This is a genomic window from Grimontia celer, from assembly GCF_900055185.1.
GTDB lineage: Bacteria > Pseudomonadota > Gammaproteobacteria > Enterobacterales > Vibrionaceae > Enterovibrio > Enterovibrio celer.
This window is the reverse complement of record NZ_FIZX01000002.1, coordinates 824,394-845,325: the sequence shown is the minus strand read 5'-3', so window position 1 is coordinate 845,325 and position 20,932 is coordinate 824,394. Positions and strand designations below refer to the sequence as shown.

At 49.9% G+C, this 20,932-nt stretch carries 16 protein-coding genes; 3 read left to right on the top strand and 13 right to left on the bottom strand.

The window, feature by feature from the left end:
* The first annotated feature begins 111 nt into the window (after positions 1 to 111).
* Both yjeH and GCE9029_RS13945 read left to right on the top strand, forming a co-directional pair.
* Positions 112 to 1,362 carry an L-methionine/branched-chain amino acid transporter gene (gene yjeH / locus GCE9029_RS13950; protein WP_062665677.1) on the top strand — a complete coding sequence of 417 codons (1,251 nt, stop codon included), beginning with the start codon at positions 112 to 114 and terminating at the stop codon, positions 1,360 to 1,362.
* Positions 1,363 to 1,457: 95 nt separating this feature from the next.
* Positions 1,458 to 2,348 (top strand): homocysteine S-methyltransferase family protein, encoded by an 891-nt coding sequence (locus tag GCE9029_RS13945; RefSeq protein WP_046303106.1) that lies wholly within the window; start codon positions 1,458 to 1,460, stop codon positions 2,346 to 2,348.
* On the opposite strand, the gene GCE9029_RS13940 is transcribed toward GCE9029_RS13945, so the two are convergent.
* The 4 genes from GCE9029_RS13940 to dctP are packed head-to-tail and all read right to left on the bottom strand — an operon-like array spanning position 2,345 to position 6,005.
* Complete coding sequence (locus GCE9029_RS13940; RefSeq protein ID WP_062663931.1) at positions 2,345 to 3,127, bottom strand: alpha/beta fold hydrolase; 783 nt, start codon at positions 3,125 to 3,127, stop codon at positions 2,345 to 2,347. The genes GCE9029_RS13945 and GCE9029_RS13940 overlap by 4 nt on opposite strands.
* A 5-nt stretch (positions 3,128 to 3,132) precedes the next feature.
* Entirely contained in the window at positions 3,133 to 4,434 is a 1,302-nt protein-coding gene (locus GCE9029_RS13935; protein WP_062663929.1) for a TRAP transporter large permease, read from the bottom strand.
* 12 nt (positions 4,435 to 4,446) lie between these two features.
* The gene (locus GCE9029_RS13930) at positions 4,447 to 4,983 is read right to left on the bottom strand and encodes a TRAP transporter small permease (RefSeq protein WP_062663927.1); all 537 of its coding nucleotides are present in this window, start codon (positions 4,981 to 4,983) and stop codon (positions 4,447 to 4,449) included.
* A gap of 17 nt (positions 4,984 to 5,000) precedes the next feature.
* A complete protein-coding gene (dctP, locus tag GCE9029_RS13925; protein WP_002538840.1) occupies positions 5,001 to 6,005 on the bottom strand; it encodes a TRAP transporter substrate-binding protein DctP in 1,005 nt (334 codons plus the stop codon).
* Between the two features lie 405 nt (positions 6,006 to 6,410).
* Here dctP and GCE9029_RS13920 point away from each other — a divergent pair, with 405 nt between their 5' ends.
* A complete protein-coding gene (locus GCE9029_RS13920; protein WP_062663925.1) occupies positions 6,411 to 7,319 on the top strand; it encodes a LysR family transcriptional regulator in 909 nt (302 codons plus the stop codon).
* Positions 7,320 to 7,349: 30 nt separating this feature from the next.
* Here GCE9029_RS13920 and GCE9029_RS13915 read toward each other — a convergent pair whose 3' ends face one another.
* From GCE9029_RS13915 to GCE9029_RS13875, 9 genes are all read right to left on the bottom strand, one after another.
* Positions 7,350 to 7,907 (bottom strand): hypothetical protein, encoded by a 558-nt coding sequence (locus GCE9029_RS13915; RefSeq protein ID WP_062663917.1) that lies wholly within the window; start codon positions 7,905 to 7,907, stop codon positions 7,350 to 7,352.
* Complete coding sequence (locus GCE9029_RS13910; RefSeq protein WP_062663915.1) at positions 7,907 to 8,425, bottom strand: RNA polymerase sigma factor; 519 nt, start codon at positions 8,423 to 8,425, stop codon at positions 7,907 to 7,909. Before GCE9029_RS13910 ends, GCE9029_RS13915 begins: the two co-directional genes overlap by 1 nt.
* 65 nt (positions 8,426 to 8,490) lie before the next feature.
* Complete coding sequence (locus GCE9029_RS13905) at positions 8,491 to 9,384, bottom strand: DoxX family membrane protein (RefSeq protein WP_062663913.1); 894 nt, start codon at positions 9,382 to 9,384, stop codon at positions 8,491 to 8,493.
* A gap of 135 nt (positions 9,385 to 9,519) precedes the next feature.
* Positions 9,520 to 11,670: an eCIS core domain-containing protein gene (locus tag GCE9029_RS13900; RefSeq protein ID WP_062663910.1), complete on the bottom strand. Its 2,151-nt coding sequence runs from the start codon at positions 11,668 to 11,670 to the stop codon at positions 9,520 to 9,522.
* Positions 11,671 to 11,771: 101 nt separating this feature from the next.
* Positions 11,772 to 12,341 (bottom strand): hypothetical protein, encoded by a 570-nt coding sequence (locus tag GCE9029_RS13895; RefSeq protein ID WP_062663908.1) that lies wholly within the window; start codon positions 12,339 to 12,341, stop codon positions 11,772 to 11,774.
* A 56-nt stretch (positions 12,342 to 12,397) separates the two neighbouring features.
* Positions 12,398 to 12,808, bottom strand: coding sequence for a hypothetical protein (locus GCE9029_RS13890; RefSeq protein WP_062663906.1), 411 nt, complete (start codon positions 12,806 to 12,808; stop codon positions 12,398 to 12,400).
* Between the two features lie 15 nt (positions 12,809 to 12,823).
* A complete protein-coding gene (locus GCE9029_RS13885; RefSeq protein WP_062663904.1) occupies positions 12,824 to 16,159 on the bottom strand; it encodes a DUF6519 domain-containing protein in 3,336 nt (1,111 codons plus the stop codon).
* Between the two features lie 10 nt (positions 16,160 to 16,169).
* Entirely contained in the window at positions 16,170 to 18,254 is a 2,085-nt protein-coding gene (locus GCE9029_RS13880; protein WP_062663902.1) for a hypothetical protein, read from the bottom strand.
* The gene (locus GCE9029_RS13875; protein ID WP_062663900.1) at positions 18,251 to 20,932 is read right to left on the bottom strand and encodes a baseplate J/gp47 family protein; all 2,682 of its coding nucleotides are present in this window, start codon (positions 20,930 to 20,932) and stop codon (positions 18,251 to 18,253) included. The genes GCE9029_RS13880 and GCE9029_RS13875 overlap by 4 nt, the downstream gene beginning before the upstream one ends.

Here is a 20,932-nt window from a genome sequence, read left to right as displayed (position 1 = left end):
TAAAAACCGTCAATCTGACGCTGAACAAAGACACTTTGCGCGATGCTTTTTCAATCAATCAGCTTTAATCTGGCAACAGTCATCAACACAAAGATACTGGCTGGATGCCCCATGAACCAACTCAAAAAAGAAATCACATTGCTGTCCGGTATCGGCCAACTTTCCACCACCCTTTTGGGTACCGGACTATTCATGATCCCTGCTATTGCAGCAGGCATCGCAGGTGAGTTTTCCCTCTGGGCTTGGCTTTTCCTGTTCGTCGCTATTTGCCCGATTGCCCTGACATTCGCCCAATTAGGTAAGCGCTACCCGAATGCAGGCGGTACCGCTTATTTCGTCCGCAAAGCTTTCGATAAAAGGTTAGAGCGCAGCGTAGCCTGGCTGTTTGTCAGTGTGATTCCCGTTGGTGTTCCAGCGGCCGTTGCGCTTGCCGCGGGCTTTTTACAACAGCTTTTGCCTGAGCCGATTAACGGCTCTCTAACAGCTCAACTTCTTACCGTCGCGCTCTTGGTGGGTGTCAATTTGATGGGCGCTAAATCTTCAGGGCAGCTGCAAACGCTTATCGCCATCAGCATCTTTCTCTTGGTTGGCGCTTTTCTGTGGAAAGGCGGCGTTGGTGTCACCGATTTGACCATGCCCACCATCAGTGAAGAATCCTTTTGGCCCATTGGTGCTGCGCTTGGTGTGATGTTCTGGTGCTTTGTTGGTATTGAAGCATTCGCCCATATGGGAGAAGAGTTTAAAAACCCGGAAAGAGATTTCCCCATCGCCATTATCGCGGGCTGTTTCGTAGCTGGTGCAACCTACTGGGCAATGTCTGTGGTCATACTGAAATTCGGCGCTTACGGCACCCCACAGTTTGATAGCGCTTCAATCCCATGGTTGAGTGAAAACTTGTTTGGTCCGAACTTTAAAATGCTGATCAGTGTGATTGGTTTCTCTGCCTGCTTCGCCAGTGTCAACCTCTATACGCAAAGCCTTTCACGTATGGTTTGGGCGCAAGCGCGAGAGAACAAGCCAGAAGGAAAAATGGCTCAGGTTTCGAGCCGTGGCGTCCCACAGAATGCAACATTAAGTGTCGGTGGCGTGCTGGCGGCTTCCTGCATCATCGGATATTGGTCAGGTTTGGATTTGGAGTTTTTCCTTAAGCTCGCCAACAGTGTGTTCGTATTGGTTTATCTGATGGCGATGCTCGCAGCATTGAAACTTCTGGAAGGTGCCGCAAGATGGCTGGCAGGTATCGCGCTGGCACTTTGTGTGATTGTTTTCGTCTGCCTTGGCTGGTCGATGCTATATGCGCTGGGCGTATTTGGTCTTTTGATGTTTCAGGGGAAAAAAGACACCACCAAAGCAGCTATCTAACCCGTCTAGACAAGGCAAATATTTTGTGAGACCTTTCGCAAAAGTTTTGAAATGCCCAAATCTGTTTGGGGTACAACAAGAAAGAGCGATCACGGATGTTTGTTTTATTAGATGGCGGCATGGGGCGAGAGCTTCAACGTATCGGCGCCCCATTTTCCCAGCCTTTATGGAGCGCTCAAGCGCTGATTGAAGCGCCAGATTGTGTTTATCAGGCGCACCAGAATTTTATTGATGCGGGATGCGATGTCATTACGGTCAACAGCTATGCCTGCGTCCCATTCCACCTTGGCGAGCAGCGTTATCAAGAACAAGGCTTCGAACTGGCTGAGTCTGCCGCGCAAATTGCCCGTCGTGCTGCTGATGATAGCGAGAAGAATGTCAAAGTTGCGGGCTGTATTCCTCCGGTTTTGGGTTCTTATCGCCCTGACCTTTTCTCTGCAGAAAAAGCACGCACCATCATTCAAACACTGGTTGATGCACAAGCGGGCTACTCAGATGTTTGGATAGCTGAAACCATTAGCTTGATTGAAGAATTCGAAACGATTTTCGACGTACTCAAAACTACCAATCAACCTGCCTACTTTGCTTTCAGCTTAATGGACACTGAAATCGATCAACCTCGATTACGTTCTGGTGAATCTGTGGCGGATGCAATTCGCGTTGTGTGTGAAAGAGGCGTCGATGGCGTGCTGTTTAACTGTTCACAACCCGAAGTGATGCTCGATGCTATTGCTGTAGCAAAAAACATTATCGAAGAGTCCGGAAAAGACATTTCTCTCGGTGCTTACGCCAATGGTTTCACCGCTATTCACTCAGATCACGAAGCGAACGACTCTCTGACGAAAGTTCGTGACTTATCGGCCGATGAATACGCAGCGTTTGTGCGTGCCTGGCTGGATGCAGGGTCGAATATTGTGGGTGGATGCTGTGCAATTTTTCCGGAGCACATCGCCTATTTGGATGCACTCCGGAAGAGTCACGACTAGGTCGTCACTGCCAACTGACGTTGTTTCACTTTTTCGCTTTGCAGAAATTCAATCACCAGTAGATTGAAAATCCGCGCTTTCTCAAGGTGAGTGTTGTGCGCCGCCAGCGGCACCACGGCGAGGTTAGTATCTTTTATGCCTCGCCACAGTGTTTCGGTTTGCTCCCACATGTAGGAGCGATCGCTGTCTGGCCATAACACCAGCGTTTTCGCTTCAATCTGATCGAGGCGTCCCAGAGACTTCCACCCCGCCATCGCACGCAGTCCATTGATATAGGTTTGTGTGGACACACGTTCAGCAAGTGCCATTCCCCCAACAAAATCGGGATCCTCTTCCCCTTCGGAAAACCAGGTTCGGACGGTATCCCGAGCTACTTGCTCTGTGCCCTCTTTTTCGGCGCGTGCCATGCTGTCTTCAAGCGATTCAAAGCGCCCCGGCAAGCGGCCATTCGGACCGGTTGCGTAGAGCACTAAACCCATCACCCTGTCTTTCGCTTTTATTGCCACTTCCTGGGCAATCATTCCTCCCATTGAATGTCCCATCAGATGAAAACAGTCAATACCGAGTTCATCCAGTTTTCCCAACACGAAATCCGCAAAGCCTTCAACGCTGTCCAGACCCGTTTCTTTCGCCTTTCCCCCATAGCCCGGCAAATCGAACGCGACAACGTCGAAGCGCGTTGAAAACAACTCAATCTGTTTTTCCCAATAGGTCAAACTGCTGAGAAACCCATGAACCAGTACCAACGTGGGTCCGGTTCCTACACGTATACAATTCATCGTTATTATTCCATTAACTCAGGGAGCCAAAGCGCTGTGTCAGGCAGTCCGACCAACAACAGCAGCAAAATCACAAGCGCGAAAATAAATGGAACACAGCCGACGATCACATCCCCAATAGTCACGTCATCTCTCGCAAGACTCTGTATAACAAAGAGGTTGAGCCCGACAGGCGGTGTCAGTACTGCTATCTCCATAGTGATGGTGTAAACCACCCCAAACCAAATCAGGTCAAAGCCTGCCGCATGCACCAATGGGAACAGGGTTGGCAGAGTGATAAAAGTCATGGAGACAGGTTCTAAGAACATGCCGAGAATGATGTAGAAGACCACAATCATTGCCAGCACGGCGTAAGGTGATAAATCCATTTCAACGAACAGCTGGGTAAACTGTTGTGGGATTTGGTGGTAGGTCATCACGAAGCCAAATAACACCCCTGATGACAGCAGCAAGCCCAAGTAACCCATGGTCTGCATCGTAGACTTGAGGGATTCGAGCAGGCCATCCCAACGAAGGCCACCAAAGCAAAATGCCATGATGAGGGTGATAACCGAAGAAACTGCCGCCGCTTCTGTTGGTGTCGCGATACCGGCATAGATTGAGATGGTGATGACCAAGCCGATGATCATCACAGGCGTCAGTGCTGACAGCGCCACCAGCCAAGGGATCGGCTGAATGCTTTCTTGTCCCGGAATATCTTGAGGTGCAACCTTCCCCCACACCGCGACAATGATGAAAAACATGGTCACCAATACCAATCCGGGTACCACACCCGCAATAAACAGCGAGCCAATAGACTGATCTGTCACGATGCCATAGAAGAGCAAGATCAAGCTCGGCGGCAACAGAACACTTAGCGTACCCCCTGCTGCCAACACACCGCTCGACAGGCGTTTCCCATAACCCAGCTTCAGCATTTGCGGCAGGGCAACACCGCCGATAGTAAGCGAGCCGACCATGCTCGAACCACATACAGCACCGAAGCCTGCACACGCACCAATACTGCCGTACGCCGCTGCACCGCGTAGCGGCAGCTTACTGTGCATAAACCAGTAAAGATTGGGACCAATCGAAGAACGTCCTATCAATTCACCAAGGAATACGAATAGCGGAACCGCCAGAAGAATGTAGTCAAACCACACGCCCCACAGTTTCAGTTCTACCGTCACCAAAGAGGATTTCAGGCTTAGGATATCGAGCAAAAATGGGATTGATGCAGCGGCAAGCGCAAAGGGGATTGGCAAGCCGATGATGATGAATCCCATCAACAAGCCCAGCATACCTAGCCCAACTACGTACCATTCCATAACACTTCCTTGTTATTGTTTGTTTTGGCTGAGTTCAGCGTTATCCGTCGCCGCTCTTCCTTGCGGCTTACGAGGTGGTCTGCCAGCCAGCAGCAAATACGTTGCTGTCAGGCAGAAAACCAGCAGGGATAACACGACGGGAATCCAGAAATAGAATCGCGGCCAGAGAAGAATTTCGGATGCCGCACCGGAATCAATCGACTTGAACATGGCTTTCGCTGATGCAGTAAAGAAGAATGCGCCAATCAGCAACATCACCAATATGTTCAGCTTGTCGACCCAAAATTGCAGGGTTGCGGGTAGCTTGTCGCGCACAATCCCCACCTTGGGATAGGCATCATTCAACAGCGCATACGAAATACCGAGAAACGCGACAGGCACCAGTAACAATGCCGTCGCTTCTGTCACCATGCCGTCTGGCGAGTCGAGGATATAGCGAACTCCAACACCGTAGCTGATCCAGACAGCCTGGATCAGCACGATAACGGCACCGCAGTAGAGCAACGCTAGAGATAGCCAGTTCAAAGCCTTTAACAGGTTTGATTTCATACTGCGCACCTCTTCAATTATTCGCTGTGCGCTGCAAACAAGCTCCGGACTTTGTCAGCCAGTGGCACGCCACAGGCACCATTTACTTCCGGTGTCCATTTCTCCTGAATACCTGCAAGTAGCTCACCGGTACGTTCTTCAGACATGGAAACCGCAGAACCGCCGTTCGCCATCACCGCATTGCCGACACGCTCATCAACCCAAGTTTCATAGCGTGGTTTCAACCAAGCCTCGGCTTCCTTCGCCGCTTCCTTCAGCGCTTTCTGATTGTCTGCGCTCAGGCCATCAAACTTGTCTTTGTTCATCATGTAGATGATGTTGCCGTAGAACATGTTGGCGTTAACCATGTAGGGCATGACCGACCACAGTTTCCATGAACTGTATGTCGCGACGCCCATGTTGATGCCATCAACCACGCCACGCTCTGCGGACTGGAACACCTCTTTGGGGGCAACGAACACTGGCTTGCCGCCCCAGGTTTCGATCATCAGGCTCACCAGAGGACCAATCGATCGAACCAGCTTACCGTTCAGCTTACCGATGTCTGAAACAGGCTCTTCAAACCACCATTCTTGGTCGTAGGAATAGTTAGAGTTGATCAAAGGGATAAGGTCAGCTTTCGCCGCTTCCGCTTCAATCAATGCCGCGTAATCAGCATCAAGCTCGATTTGTTTTTCAAGGTTAATAGCAACGGGATACAGCGAAGTGACGCGATAACATGGCAAACGTTTATCAGCCGGAATCCAGCTGATATCCGATACGCCACCTTGAACCGCATCTACACCTTCACTCCAACCATGCAAAGTGCCGGATGGGAAAACCTGAACTTTCAAGTCACCATTACTTTTCTCTGCCGCAAGTTCTGCAAATTTCTGGAAGCCTTGATAGCGAATGTCGGACTCGTTGACATAAGTGGACAGGCGAATGGTTTCTGCCGCTTGAGCGGTGAAAGGTAAGGCACCGACAATGGCGACACTTAATGCGCTTTTCAGAAAAGAACTGACGTTGTTGCGGTACTTCATGAGACTTCTCCCTAGTCTGATTTTCCATGCTTTGCAGCGCTGGACATTCGCTGCGATTCATCCATATTGGTTTTCGGCCGCCGAGGTAGCGTGCGGCTAAAAACACTCAATTAAGCATGGTCAGGAGAGCCGATTTTGCATCATGCCAATTCGGTTGCCCTACATACCGAAAAGTTATGTCCCCAAATAACCCCCATAAATTCATAGCATTAAACACCGAGACTTCACTCAGCCTAGAAAAGAAAAACTTTTCACACTTATCCATAGATTTAGTGGTGAATAGGCCATTTTCTTATCTTTAAGCCTACGGAAAGTATGCTTTCTGATAATTTTAATAATTCGAAGGAATGAAGTTCACGAACGACATTGGCACCAAGCCACGCTGTAACTGGCTCGGAGGGAGTATTGGATTTTAAGTTATTGGAAGATTTTGTTTGTCTGGCACATTCAAGCAGCTTTACGTCTGCTGCCAGAGAACGCTTTGTCACCCAACCCGCGTTCAGTCGACGCATCAAAGCCCTGGAGCAATGGGTAGGCACAGATCTCGTGAACCGTGACTCTCCGCAACTGGAACTCACCGAACAAGGCAAAGCCTTTGTGATTGAAGCGGAAGAGATCCTCAATCGACTGCATCTCGCCAGAGAGTCTGCCCGGGCATTGAAGAAAACCCGAACCAATGAAATTTCTGTTGCTGCACAGAACTCGATCGTTCAGACGGTCTTTATGTCATGGATGCATGAAATCGAAAAAGAAGTCGGCCCTGTTTATGTGAAACTTTCGTCTGATCGTCTTGCTGATTGCATAGAAATGTTCAGAAATGGGTCTGTTGATTACCTGCTTTGTTATACCCACAACGAGCTTGGAAACGCTATTGATGACAACCGTTTTCAAAGCACAGTGATCGGCCAAGAAACCTTAGTCCCGGTCTCCCTGGCAACCAACAAGCAAGCCATGTTTCATCTTCCCGGTGAAGCCAATAACCCGATTCCCCTCGTGGCATACACCCATCAGTCTTTGTTTGGTAAATCAATCGACCAATTGCTCGACAAAGAAGCGTGTTACCTGAACAGACGCTATGAAAACCCCTTCGCCCATACCCTAAAATCCATGGTACTCGGCGGCTATGGCTTAGCTTGGCTACCCTATTCATTTGTGAAGGATGAATTGGTGCGCGGAGAGCTTGCACTGGCAGGCGATGAGAAATGGAATATCCCCTTTGAAGTCAGGCTATTTTATAGAGAGCCCGATGATTCATTGTCTAACGCGATACATACCATTTCTGAAGGAATGACGGAGATGGCCAGCATTAAATAGGCGGGGAAACCGCCGCCTTTTTACCACTCTTTATTTTGCCAATCCCAAGAGTAGCCCGTTTTCTTTCCAGAGCTTCACTTCCACACCATCAACCACAATGGAGTCCAACTCTTTCTCTGAGGCCAGCATGTCGGGGAGTTTTGCTTGATATAGCGTATACACATCACCGTTTTCTTTGTTTTCGACTTTCAGTTGCGCCGCGATCTTCCCATCAATGCTGCAATATCTACCACCAATAATTCGCCATACATTTGCCGGCAACTGTTCTGAGGCTATCAGCGAAAAATCGAGTCTGTTCAGGTAGTGTTGAATATCATCAAAGACATCACTTTTCACTTCCATCTGCATCTGGCTGTTATGGTTATAGGCAATTTCAGCTGCGATCCGCTGATAATCCTGACTCCACCCAGTAAAGATGATCAACGAAGTGCAAAGCAGCAGTGCCGCAGCTAAAGAAGACAATAAACGAGCTGGTGACTTGTAGGGTTCACCCAATGACCGGAGCTGAGACAGTTGTGCCTCGGAAAGCTCTTTCTGTTCGAACTCTTTTCGCAACGCATCTTTAAACGTTTCCTTGTTTTTGTTCATCACAACACCTGCTCATTTAAGTGACCAAACTGCGCGACTAGCCGCTTTCTCATCCGTCTAATTCGCGATAACAAGGTTCCAATTGGTGTATCGGTCGATGACGCAATTTCTTGCAAGGTCTTGCCTTCCACCGCCCACAGAAACAGTAATTCCCTTTCCTGTGGTGACAGTTCTTCGAGCACCAACTTTACGTTCTCTTTTTCAATTTGCAGCTCTTCCAACGAACGCATGGTCAGCGAGTCGTTTTGAATTACGCTATCTAACTCATTAGCCTCAACCACTAACTCCAGATGCCTTCTCCGATATTGATCGATGAAGGCATTGCGGATCGTGGTCATCAAATAAGCCTTTTTGCGCTTGCGGAGATTATTCAATCGCAATGCTTTTTCACAACTGGATTGCACTAAGTCAAACGCCAGGCTCTCATCTTGGCAAAGTGAATACGCGTACCGATAAAGCTGATTGAGAAGCTCCTCATCAAACGTCTCACTTTCCCTTTTCCTGAAAAAATTCCACATAGATAAACGACCCACCTACTTCAACATACGTTGACTACAGGTGGGCTCACTCCTCAATCATTCTTTCAAGAAACTGGCTTATATACGCCAAATACATGTTTCGAACGGTTGATTAGGTCAATCAAAGTGAAGCGTTCACCACCCCCTAACTTCATCAACACTAGACCTGCCGCAGCCAATGCAAATTCCCGCTTAACACCATTTAAGTTCGCGATGACACCTTTATCGACATTGAGTTTGGTGAACATAAACCAAAGCATGATAGCTACGACAACACCGCCAGCGATTTTGACAAATTGAGGACGACCAAACACAAGTACGATGCCCACCAATGCAAGCAACAACTGACTGGTCGCAAAGGTCGGAATCTTTGCATAAGCGCCAAAGAAGCCACCGACGATAAAGGTTAAGCCAAGAGAGAACCGAAGCAGTAGCCCCAACGAATTCCAATCTGGCTGCTCAACGGTATAGCCACGTTTATTATCTAAACTGCGCGCGCCTGCGCCCAGGTTAAACAGCACGAACATCAAGCCGGACAGAGTAATGTCACGGATTTGGACAAATATGGCGGGTGAAGTGTAAGTTTTCACCCCCACTGAAGCCCCCGGTACCGTATCCACAGGCAACGAGAACACGAAAGTCCAAAGCAACAGGCCATAGAAAAGCGCCAGTGGCCTCACCATTAGCCCCACAACCAAAGCAATACCGGAAAAGAACTCGAACGCGGAGAGCGAAGTGAGAAAAAACCACGGGGTAAGAATACCGTTGCTGAACAGATAGTCCTGAAACAGCTCATTGATGTAGCCAGTGGTTCCCATGTAATTGGCAACCATTGCCGCTTGGTGAGTGCTTGAGAGTAATAGACTGAGCTTGGATAACCCACCGATGATAAATACGGTGCCTAGCCCAAGGCGTAGTATCAATGCCGCCTTGTTGAAGAAGGTATTTTCTGAATTCATTTTGATTCTCTAGTTGAAGGTAAAAAGTCCTGTTTTCACTTCAATAACGAATCACTGACTGAAATTATTGCCTCTTGGGAGAAATTTTTTTCGTCGCGGGAAGAATGGATACTGAAACACACGCCAAATCGGTTGTTACTGACCTCTTACCAGCCCCCAACCGCTCATGTTACGAGTTGCGATAATCTGGTACTCACCGATAGGTTCATTCGCAATATTGGCGACCATAATTGCCATGATGGGTCGCATTGATTCGCCTTGTTCACTCAGCGGCGATTGCTCGGAGAGTTTTTCAAATCCTGGGCTGATTTCGCTTTGCGTGCGACGAATCGTAAACACAACGCGACGATGACCAGTGCGATCGGCGCTTGAAAGCACATCGATATAGACATCAACAGTGGTATCGATTTGCTGCTGCGGAACAGGTTGGGCAGCTGGCGCCGCTGGCTCCATTCCACTTGGGTCTCCTGGTCTTCCCAATGCTTCTTGTTCCTCAGGTGAGTACGTTCCCATGTGCACGAAAAAGCCCACCATACCTGACACAATAGCGGGCAGCGCACCACCAGCAACCAACATAGATTCCTGAATTGCGGTACCTCTGATGACATTAGCCATACCCCCTTCTACCAAACGGAGTCCGGCACCACTTTGAATCATATGATCCATGATAGTGACTGGCACCAATCTGCTTGTTGCGCCTGCCGGCATTAGTCGGCTCAAAGCGGTCGCTGACAGTTCTGAAGCTTCCAGTAATGCCCCTTGTAAAATGCCGCAACTGGTAGGATTCCCGCTTAACCAACGAACAATCGCAGGCGCACTGTTTTGCACTATGCCTGTCGCACGTTCAATATCGACGGCCGCTTCACCCGCCTCAATCACAACATAGGCATTCACTCTTCGGCCCAGACTTTCAACAGCTTCTTGCCCTAGAGCTCTCGGTGCTTCATGGAACAGTACTCTTAATGGTCCACCATGAACACGAACAAGCTGACCCGCCGCATTCCTTGCATACATGACGGCATGATTAAGGCCACCTTCAGTCACCAATAGCATCGCGCCACGTTGCAAAGCTTGCATCATCTCTGCCGTTGCAGCAGAGCGCGTGGCAAATACAGCGCCTCCTTCACGGACAAACCCTTCAGCGACTTCCCTTGCCATAGCCTCAGTCGCAATTTCTCCGCCTTCCCGAACCACTAACCGACTCCCTTGTCGGGTCACGGCTGTCCGTACCAAAGCAGCCGGTGCCCGGATTAATGCTCTTGCAGCCACACCTGCTGATCCCAATGTCGCCATATCAAGCATTAAAAATCCCACCCCAAGCACACGTTGAAAGTAGGATTCTGCTTCGCGAATTTGCTGAATGGACCCGTAAATCGGCACCAGGGTCCAAAGGCTTTGGGAAGCATCTTCCTCCCCTGCTGCATGACGCCGACGATTTTCTTCTGGACTGTCTGATACAGCCCAAGTCACCAACCCTGCCGCCAAGCCAATTCCCGCAAGAATTAACCAGGGAGCAACCTGATGGACGTCTTCATCAACAGCCTGACGAATATCATATCGACGGCCTGCTAACGCGGCTTTCGTTGCGCTTTCCGCCTCTCGTTCTGAATGCCAGTTTGGCTGACTCAATCGAGGTTGATGATGAGCTGATTGACTTCCCAACCTTCCTTGCACTGCGTGAGCCAGCTCATGCCCGAGAACATGCCTTCCTGCATGGCTATCCAGACTGATCCGACTGTCCATGACAATATGGTCGTTCAACGTAAATGCGACGGTGTTTAGTGCCTGCAATGCGCTTTCCTCCCTCACACCCTGATGCAACCTAACGGGAGATAAGTCGTACCCATACGCACTTTCAAAATGCACACGGGTTGCCTCAGGAATTGGGCTACCTGAAGATAAGGGCGCAGCATTAAAGCCAGCGGGAAATGACGGTTCCATTGCAGCTTCAGTTTTGGTCTCTTGGGCGGCTTCAAGAAGCGCATGACCAAAGCCTCTCACGCTGGATGCAACGGATGTTGGAACCTTAGCAGTGTGCTTAGGTGTTTTAGCATTGCTGAATTGCCTAACCACCCGAGCCATATTCATTGGTTTTGTTGCATTACCACCTGGCAATACTCTTAACGAACTTCCCGTACATTCAGAAACGGCAAGCGCCTTCTCGGCTGTTGTCTTTTTGTTTGACGACAACAGCTCACTTCCACGACGTGAAAGAATGTTTGCGCTTTTCGCATCTTTTTTGGGCGTACTATTCGGCGTCACTTTTTTCTGAGGGGCGAAAAGCATTTTCATTCTCTAGAGGACTACTTTCGTCGTCTGTACTTGATGATGAATCAACACACAAAATCACAAAAAGGATCTACAGCGAGAGGTCTAACACAATTCGACTATTTCGTTAGAGAGCAACACTTTGCGATAACCTGTAACCCCTCGTTTGCACTATTGATCGCCCCACATCTACTAAACCGAAACTCACTCATTATTGGTTTGCTATCTGGGCATGAAAATACCACGCGATCAAAATAATAAGTTGGCTGCCTAAACATCCCCGTTCCACATTTCCCCCTGATATCTTCACAGCGACCTACCTTCAACTCTCCCGAGATCTCATTAAGTATTTTTTCTCCCGATATACCTATGTTTTTCTTGGATATTTTCACTAGCTCATTGATGTCCAACTTACCTTCAGAGACTAACTTATTAATACTAAGTATTTCTGCACCAATGAGTTTTATTTTCTCGTCAGCCTCCATTTTTATTTTATTAAACCTGGTTTTTATATTTTCGGCATCCTTATTCATCGACTCGACTTGTTCCTCCCTTAATTTTACTATCGACTGCCAATCTTTATCTTTTTCAATTGCCTCTAACCTTCCATCTAACTTACCTATAAAAAGTGCACCTGTTATAATCGAAATAACCAGTGTGATGACAACTCCAAATTCAATATTCGACATAATCTAACTCCAGATAAAACATACTGAATTTCAAACTCATTTTTAACTAAAAAGCTTTACTTCTTCGTCGGCCTTCTTTTCGGCGTAGTCGGTGAAACCTTTCTCTTTGTCGTTGCTTTTATCACCGCCTCGGTATTTACCTTGGGGGTTCTTGGTGTGCGAGGCTTGGGTTTTGGGTTAGGCTTTTCTTCGGTTTTGGGTTGTTCTGGCTCCGCGACCATTTTTTCGAACCGCTCTATCTCAATGAGTTGTTTTTTCTCTTGTGTTATCGCTTCGTCCATTTTCTTATTGAACGCTGCACGCTGCTCTTCCAATTCTTTGATTCGACTTTCAACCTTTGCCTTTTTGGCCGCAGCGGCAGTGCGGGTTTTCACTACCGGATTCTTCACGTTATTCGGTTGACCCGCCTTTTCCATTTCGCTGATGAGCGAAAGGTGTTTTTTCAATACTGTACTTGCCTTTGCCATGATTTCGCTCCTTAGTTATGCCTGAGTGTTGAAGCCAGATTCAGGCGCAGGGAATTCAGGGTGATTGATGATTGAGCCGCGGACGACGTTGCCAATAAAAGGCCCTTCCATGCCGTTGAAGTTGAACGATGGAAGGAAGAAAGTGCCGGATTTGACGTGGTTACCCATCACAGAGGCTTGACTGCCATTGAGAATCACCGTCGCACCATTGGCAATGTTGTCGTCGTTGTTACCGACGTGTTCGATGAAGTTGTTGTTGAAAAGAACACGTTCAAAACGCATTCGGATATTGTCGCTGAGGCTGCGGGTAAGGATTTCCACCAGGGTATCAGCACCGCGGCCAAGGAATTTGTTGTTAGCAACCTGACAGGCATAGCCAAGAAGCACAAAGCGCCGGTCGCCTATTGGGAAAGAAATTTCCATCAGCCCCTGCATCAAAAGGGCACGATCTTCCAGAATACGCTCCCTTGTCAGCAAGTCTGAGTAAGACACCAGATTGCTTTCTATGCGGGCTTCCAGAACAAACAAAGCGCCAATGCCGACGGTTCTTTGTTGATTCACCATCTCGTCTCGCCCAACGCCAGTATTCAGGACTTCGTTGGATTCAATATGACACTCGCCGAGGTGAAATACGCTCATGATGGAAGAGGCAAAAATATTTGCGCCTGAAACACCCACGTAGTTGAGGCGGTTTCCAATAATTCCGACTCGGGCAATGCAAAGGAGCGCGAGAATACCGCCATGGGTACAATTCGCGATTTGGTTATTGGTGATATCAACACGCACACAACGTTCACAGGCAATAGCAGCGGCATCATCGCGAATTTGATTACTGTTGATTTGAACGTCTTCACACTCACTGGCAAACACTGCCAATGTAACGGTCACCATGGTGTTGTTTTCAATACTGACCAAGGTACATTGCGTTGCCGATACCGCGAGTTCCGTACCTCTGTCGCCTGAAATGTCATTGTTGTCGACACGCAGCCCAACGACCTGCTCAGCGATGACGCCACCGCTACACCCGCTAATCCAGTTTTGCGCGGCGGTGATACCACCAGTAAAGAGTTCATCGTCCTCACTGCCGACCATGATTGCGACTTGGGTTTCAACCTGTTCTTCGGTTTGGATGCGGTTGCGCTCAATCAAGGTGCCGACACCACGAACCATGATGCCAGTGCTCTCTTCCGCCAACAGGAGGATCTGATTTTCAGACACCGTGGCGTATGCACAGTTTGACTCCACAGCAATAGCGTCCAACTCACCCGCTATTCTGCTCAGCGTGATTCGGTTTCCTTTTACCTCGCTGTACGAAGCGGTTGAGAAAGCGGGGCCAGCAGGCTGGTTATTGATGACAACACCACGGGCAAAACCGTCTATATCATTGTCAATGATCCGTGCCCTACCGGAAATTCTGGCTACCGCGACACCGATCAACCCAGGAAGTTGCTCCGCGCTAAAACGGACTAGGTTGTTGTTGATGGTGAGATCTTCGCCACCTTCACCAATCCAGACACCGATCGGTGAACCTTCGAACTGACAGTGGCTAACTCTCACCCGCTGGCAATCAAACAAACCGACGGCGGGGTTATCAATCGATTGAACACTCCCATCGAGCGTTTGTACCCGGCAATCTTCAACTAGACTGTCCTGAGCTGCTCTTATCGATATGATGCCTTCTGGTTTCTCCGTCGCGCCGCGATTCATGATGGAGACGGTTGAGAGATGAATACCAGCGAGCACACTGCCATCGTCCGAACGGACAGCAATAGCAGTTTCACCGGAAAGGTTTCTGATTTGCGCACCATGGCTTTCCCCATGCAGCGTCACGTTTGGATAGCGGATTCGAAGCGCTCGACGAATGGTATGAACACCCACTTTCAGGCACACACAACCACCAAATTCTGGTGAGAGACTGTCTAACGCGGCCTGAATATCTTCGCCCGGACGAACCACCACGGTGCAGCAGCCAGCGGTGCCAATCGGGTCACGGCAGTCCTGAAAAATCGGCTCAACAAACTCTCCCCCCAATACATCCAGAACAGCCAGTCGGCAGTAGTGGTGATGGAAGGTCTGAGGAGGCGCTTCTGTCAGCGTTTCTACTGAGCTGTCTGCATAGCGGGTAATGAAGCTCCAGTTGTCGCTGACGTGATATTCTCCGGCGCCACCTTCCAGCGAGATAGCCACTTCCACGCCATCTTCAAGCGCGATGAATGTGCCTTCTGGTGCTGGAATTAAACCATCGCTTCCTGGCGCATCGAGATTAACGATTTCATTTCCGTCAGTGTCCAAAACCACGCCAGATTGATCCCAGCGGCGCAGTATTGGATGAATCGTCTGGTTAGCCGCTGTCGATGCGGGAATCAGCATCACTTCGCCAACACCTAAGGGGCTTGTGAGTACAACGGTATTGGTCGCATCATTCACAGAAAGGATTTGCACCATGGTGCCAGGGTTACCTTCCAGCACTCGCACATCATCCGTTATTTCGGCCCAATCTCCCGCGTTGAATCTGAGGTAATCGTCTTTCGCTACCTGCTCTAACGTCAGAGTATTGTTTGCAGGTTGTGCAAGGATTCGTCCGGCAAACGCACCATTGACCCGAGACCATTTCAGCAATGGCACTTCATCTTCATTGGTGTCATGCACGGCAACCATGTAGGTGCGGTTTTCCAAACCTCGATAGCCGCCTTCTGGTGGCAGTAAGCAAGGATCATCGACCGCTGATGCTGGGTTAGCACGGGTAGAAAGGCGAGCAGAAGAGGGTTCAGTAAACGCTTCCCACCCTTCAATATCTTCGTCATCAGTATTGCAGGTGACACCGTCCTCCACGGCGAAGAGTTTTACCTGCCAAACGGTTTGCACCCGCGCGCTGGTATCTACACCAATGGCAGGATCGATGAGTTCTGGATCTTCAAGAAACGTGACCGGACGTTTCCAAACATCCAAAAAGGCCAAATAGCGACCATCTTCCAGTTCAAGCGGTTCCATAATGGGAAGATAAGGCTGCGCATCGAAAGGGACAGGTTCTGAGCTCCGCAACTCTTCTAATGGCAGATAGAAGTCGTGTTCCCCGTGACCGAAATTTTCCGCCATTAAGCCATCGACATAATAGCGGCCGGGGTGGATCAGCAATTCTCCACCAGAGATTTCAATCCGGAAACTGTCTGGCAGATGAGCCGGATATCCGCTGAATCCGGCTAAATCGATGGTTTCTGCACGAAAGCGTCGATCCACAATCGCCGCGCCTTCATTGAGTGGCGTATCCGACACCACCCTTCCCTGCATTGACACCAGTTCGGAGTAGTTATGGCGTGGGTCAAACGTTTTTCCTGAAATATCTATAGCCATGAGTTCCTCCTCAGGTCACATAGATCAAGCCCGCATCAAGGCCGATGGGTAGAAATTCATTGAGACGAAACAGCAAAGCATCGTGCCGCTGCGGGTGATAGAGGTGGTGATAAACGCCCATTTCACTGTCACTGTCTGCGCCGCGTCGAATTTCCTCAGGAGCGGAAAGCAACAATTGACCATAGGCAGGGTCGTTGTATCGGGTTGACGTAAACGCGGGCACAACGCGAGCGCGAACACCGCGAATAATATGGGAGCGCGCCGAGTCAGTAAGCGCAGGGTTTCTTGCTTCTGCTGCTTCAACTGCTTTTGATGCCGCAAACTGGGGCTGACAACGATGCTGACGCGGTACTCTCGAATCTGGTGGAATAAAGGAAAATCTCGCGCAACCCGTCTGTCGTTGAAGAGCCCAGACTGGCGCTGTCCAGTCGTCGCCCTCCTCTAACGCCGCATCCAGAATAGTGTTGGAAATCAAGGGGAATGAGCGGGCTCCAATTTTGCCAATCACCGTGGTTTCACAGAGTGTCAGCACACCGCCATGGCTGGCACCATCAAGCGATGAAAATGCTGTTCGCGAACGAGATGTCGCATCAAGCATGCTGTCTTTTATCGTGACAGACGCGCCTTCTACAGTGCGAATTCCACCGAGAATGGAGCGTTCAATTTCAACAGTCACATTGGGGATTTCAACCATCAGCGAAGGCTGCTCTGGCGAAATCGGCTCTCCGTTAATGTCCAGCGAAAGCCCCGGCACAAGCGTGACGTTGCGCAACACCAAACGGCGAAGTGCGTTGTCTCCAGTATCGGGGATCAGCAAACGACCACCCGTCACTACCAATCCATCAAGGACGATCTCTGCTTCTTCACCGCCAACCAGCGTCATGTCATCGCCTTCAAGATCAACAAAGGCGCGATGCCCCTCAGCAGCACGCAACGACAATGTTTGGTCGGCATTGACCGAAACATTCAGGGCTTCGGTGAACACATGGGAAACACCAATTTCCGCCACGCCACCGTTTTGAATCAGATCCAAAGTAGGCTGAATGGCATCGCCCTCACCAATCTGTTGGGATGGCGTATTGAAGACAATAAAGCCTTCGCTTCGAGGGTAAGCCCCTCCACCAATATCGGCGGCTGCACCATAGTGATAGGTCACCTCGACGGTATCAGGCACGGGTATTGAGGTCGGAAGTGATAGCCTGCCTAACTCAGGATCAACGGAAATGCGGTCGACTGGCGAATGCGCCCAGTCAGCGCCGTCATCACTCAAATTGCAGATTTGTAGTTGATCAGCCGTATGCAAAATTCCGTCAATCACTACTGCAAAGGTATGAGGATAGAAAGTCGCCAAACGCGAACCTGCAATGCTTCTTCGTTTCAGCGCCACAGGCAGGTTTTCTTCTTCGGCGAGATGATTGATATTTGGCTCTGGGATAGGCTGATTGAACAATTGAGTATTGCACCCCAGCGGATTGAACAGGTAGTGTCGTGCGTCCACCTGATAGGCAGGCACAATGGATTGACGGTGATGAGCAAGACGCCACATGAATACACCGACATTCCGGAAATGATGCTGCCCTTCTCCCTGACTGATTCGACCCACTGCGGTGCTATAGCTGGCAGAATCAAATGCTGAGCCGATGGATTCGCACTTGGCGCTGTTTCTCACATCCAAGGTGTAGTGATTGTTTGGACGAAGTGCTGCTAAATGCTCAGGTCTCGACAGCAAGCGGAAGAATTCCACCACTCTGGCGGGATAACGTGTGGTATCTGTCGCCAGTTGCTCTAAGGCTAAGGCAACACCGCGACGACGGGTGATCCGAATTTGATTGGCAGCAGACGCGCGTTGGCTGACGCCCGGGATCTCTGGACCATACCGATAACCCACCAGCTCGCCCAAATACGGTGCCGCCCATTCGTCACAGGTTTCTATAAACTGGTTGTCGTAAAGCCTGTCGATATCATGCTTCACGATGGCCGCCTGCTCAGCCAATATTTCCATCAGCGTTTTGAGCGGGAAGCCCTGCTCTTCATCACGCCGACGGTAAACCTCAGGCAATAGGTTGTATAAGGATTCCGGTGACAAGCTGCTCATAAGCTGGCCTCCATAAAATCAAGCGCTTCAGGGTGCAGACTTAATATGGTGGCACCTACGACTTCCCCCGAGACTATTTCGGCAACGGGAGCGGCAATGCCGTCATGACGTGTCGGCGTGTTTCCTGTGTAGAGTCTGTCAACCACCACCGCATCTATGCCGTCTACTTCGTGGAGCAAAGCAATCACTTCACTCGCAAAAACGGGCTGGCCGAAATCGCGGGCCTCAAAGGAAAGCGCATCCCGAAGCTGGCTTTGCGCACGGGAAATCACATCATCAGCAAGATAGTCTTCGTTGACTTTGATTTTGATGCCTAGGCGGAAAAACGTTTGCCGGAAACTGCGCAAAACAAAACGGGCAAATGGATCACCAGCCGCCACCAACGCTTCCGTCAAAGCATCGTGTAAATCACCACCTTCAGGTACTTGAGCGCCTTCTTCTGCTGCCACTGTGACCACAACTTGAGGCCCACTGCTCAGGTGCAGCCATTGCGACGTCGCCTTGGCGATGCCGCCATAGGCGCGTGAAAAATCGGCGTAGTCTGTCAGGGAAACCACACGTCCCAAGGTTCGGCAGGAAAGCGGTGCACTGACGCGGATTTCATCGAAGCTTTCAGGGTCAGCCCCACCTTCCGCATCAAGTAAATTGTTTACGCCCTGCAAACCCAAAGGTTGGGACATGAGTAGATTAAGTTGCCCTGCTTTCACCCGCCCTTCCAAACCCAACGTTTTACGGTAGCTGGCTCGGATATTTTGTTGCCCTTTGCCCGGCATTGCGCCCAATACACCATCACCAAACGCCAGATGGCTGTAGCCGTTTTCATCAATGCGTAACGTGTAAACCCGGTCTGTTGGTGAAGCATCGAGGAAGTGCGGCACCTGCTTCCACAGGATCTTGTTAACGCGGATTTCCATCGTTGGCTTCACGCCTGTCGCCGTTGCTGCTGGCACAAAGGTTTGGGGCGTTTGTTTGGTAGTGAAGGCAAGATGCGGCGTCGCACTGCCATCATCCAGTACTTCTGCCACCGACTCACCTTGTGTTGCATCAGCGATGTTGGCGTGGATGCGCAAGCTTTGTGGCAAATAGGCAACGCCAATGGGCGAAAAAAACGTTAGTGTAGAAGTACTGTTTTCATGCGTGATAGATTGGACGATCTGTGTTGTCACTACAGGTTCTTCCCCGAACCCATCCGCTTGACCCTTCAGAATAACTTTGCGCCCTTCTTCTGCAGTAAACAGACTGTTCAGATCCAACGAAATACTGTTTTCATCCAATGGATCAGTGATAGGCGGATCAGCAATATCAATCCATTCGCTGGCACCAAAACACGTGGTTCCACGGATGGATAGATCATCAAAGTGTTCATCGTCGTTTAGGGTTAAACGCGAACTTTTACCCGTGACAGAAAAGAATGACGCAGAGGTTTCCGCAGTGTCTGTCACGTTATACCGCGACCATTTCCTACCGTCTTTCAGAACAACCGTGCTGCCTTTGCTGATTTCAGACACCGCACGTTCCAGATAAACGCGATTGGCGTTTTCATCCATCACCTCCAGTTTGCCATCCGCCCACTGGGCATCTTCCAAACCAGCGTAGGGGCCGGAAACAACGTCTTCTACAATCACATCACTGCCACTTTTCTTGAAAACAGGCGATGTCCCCGTCAACGAATAGTGGAGCGTATCGAGTGGCGGTGCAGCGTGGCCGAAAATCGCCGCTTTGGTGCGGAACACCTGAACCTGTCTGACGGTTTTGGATTGTGCAGCCAACGCGGAAAAGAAGGCTTTTTCACTGGTTTTTTCTTCCATCAGCAGGGTGCGAAGTTCTTTCCCCTTGATGGCTTTATCGACATATCCTCCCGCTTCGGCAGCAAATACTGTGGTAATAGACCCCGTCGCGCCGGAATGGGTCTTAACCAATGGCCCCTCGCCGACTGGCGATATGTCCAGCCAGGTAAGATCTTTCGCTTCCCGGTCTGTCGCAATGTCTGCCAACACAGGCGTCACTGCGTTGATTGTCGCAAAGACCTGCTGCTCATCGTCGGAGACAAAAAACAAGGCATCGCCCGGTTTCAAATTGAGATTGGTACCCGGCAATGGAATACGGGTCGTGGATGCGGTTAATGGATGAGGTGCAGTGAGTTTTGGGCGCATCGCATTCCAAGCTGCCCGCGCTGTCAGGTCTTCCAGCGTTTCGTAGATAACAGGCTTCTCGTCCTGCCCCGGCGTACTCTGCACTTTGGTGCCTGCAGGCACTGTGATTTCTTCCGGTATTCCTTCACCCGCAGCGATGGTGAAAGCCAGGTCTGCCGTCGCTGCTGCGCCAGGATGAGGCGCATAGTCAATCAGCATCGCCAATTCATGCAGCGAGCCGGTTTCCATCGCGGTATTAACGTAGGCTTCGTTCAGCCACATTTCGTTGTAGAAGGTCAGCACATCACAACTGGCGGCCCAGGCATCAATAAGCGCCAAAGAAAAATCACCAGAATCGCGCGAAGTCAGTACACCCAGAGCGCCATATTTGGCAGAAGAGAGTCTCGCGGTCATGCTGGCATAAAAATCTTGGTATTCGCCGCTTCGATAACCGATTCGGGATAAACCTTGGGTATTTTGTGCCGCTTTCGGTGTCAGCACTTCAATGCCGCTGCAAGCGCCACAATGGGGTTCATGGTTTGCCAT

What these genes read in the sequence shown, in the direction of transcription:
- GCE9029_RS13915 (WP_062663917.1), bottom strand. Translation starts at nt 7,907, where the DNA reads ATGAACAAAAACAAGGAAACGTTTAAAGATGCGTTGCGAAAAGAGTTC.
- GCE9029_RS13890 (WP_062663906.1), bottom strand. Translation starts at nt 12,808, where the DNA reads ATGGCAAAGGCAAGTACAGTATTGAAAAAACACCTTTCGCTCATCAGC.
- yjeH (WP_062665677.1), top strand. Translation starts at nt 112, where the DNA reads ATGAACCAACTCAAAAAAGAAATCACATTGCTGTCCGGTATCGGCCAA.
- dctP (WP_002538840.1), bottom strand. Translation starts at nt 6,005, where the DNA reads ATGAAGTACCGCAACAACGTCAGTTCTTTTCTGAAAAGCGCATTAAGT.
- GCE9029_RS13885 (WP_062663904.1), bottom strand. Translation starts at nt 16,159, where the DNA reads ATGGCTATAGATATTTCAGGAAAAACGTTTGACCCACGCCATAACTAC.
- GCE9029_RS13945 (WP_046303106.1), top strand. Translation starts at nt 1,458, where the DNA reads ATGTTTGTTTTATTAGATGGCGGCATGGGGCGAGAGCTTCAACGTATC.
- GCE9029_RS13875 (WP_062663900.1), bottom strand. Translation starts at nt 20,932, where the DNA reads ATGGCAAACCATGAACCCCATTGTGGCGCTTGCAGCGGCATTGAAGTG.
- GCE9029_RS13905 (WP_062663913.1), bottom strand. Translation starts at nt 9,384, where the DNA reads ATGAATTCAGAAAATACCTTCTTCAACAAGGCGGCATTGATACTACGC.
- GCE9029_RS13900 (WP_062663910.1), bottom strand. Translation starts at nt 11,670, where the DNA reads ATGCTTTTCGCCCCTCAGAAAAAAGTGACGCCGAATAGTACGCCCAAA.
- GCE9029_RS13910 (WP_062663915.1), bottom strand. Translation starts at nt 8,425, where the DNA reads ATGTGGAATTTTTTCAGGAAAAGGGAAAGTGAGACGTTTGATGAGGAG.
- GCE9029_RS13935 (WP_062663929.1), bottom strand. Translation starts at nt 4,434, where the DNA reads ATGGAATGGTACGTAGTTGGGCTAGGTATGCTGGGCTTGTTGATGGGA.
- GCE9029_RS13940 (WP_062663931.1), bottom strand. Translation starts at nt 3,127, where the DNA reads ATGAATTGTATACGTGTAGGAACCGGACCCACGTTGGTACTGGTTCAT.
- GCE9029_RS13880 (WP_062663902.1), bottom strand. Translation starts at nt 18,254, where the DNA reads ATGAGCAGCTTGTCACCGGAATCCTTATACAACCTATTGCCTGAGGTT.
- GCE9029_RS13895 (WP_062663908.1), bottom strand. Translation starts at nt 12,341, where the DNA reads ATGTCGAATATTGAATTTGGAGTTGTCATCACACTGGTTATTTCGATT.
- GCE9029_RS13930 (WP_062663927.1), bottom strand. Translation starts at nt 4,983, where the DNA reads ATGAAATCAAACCTGTTAAAGGCTTTGAACTGGCTATCTCTAGCGTTG.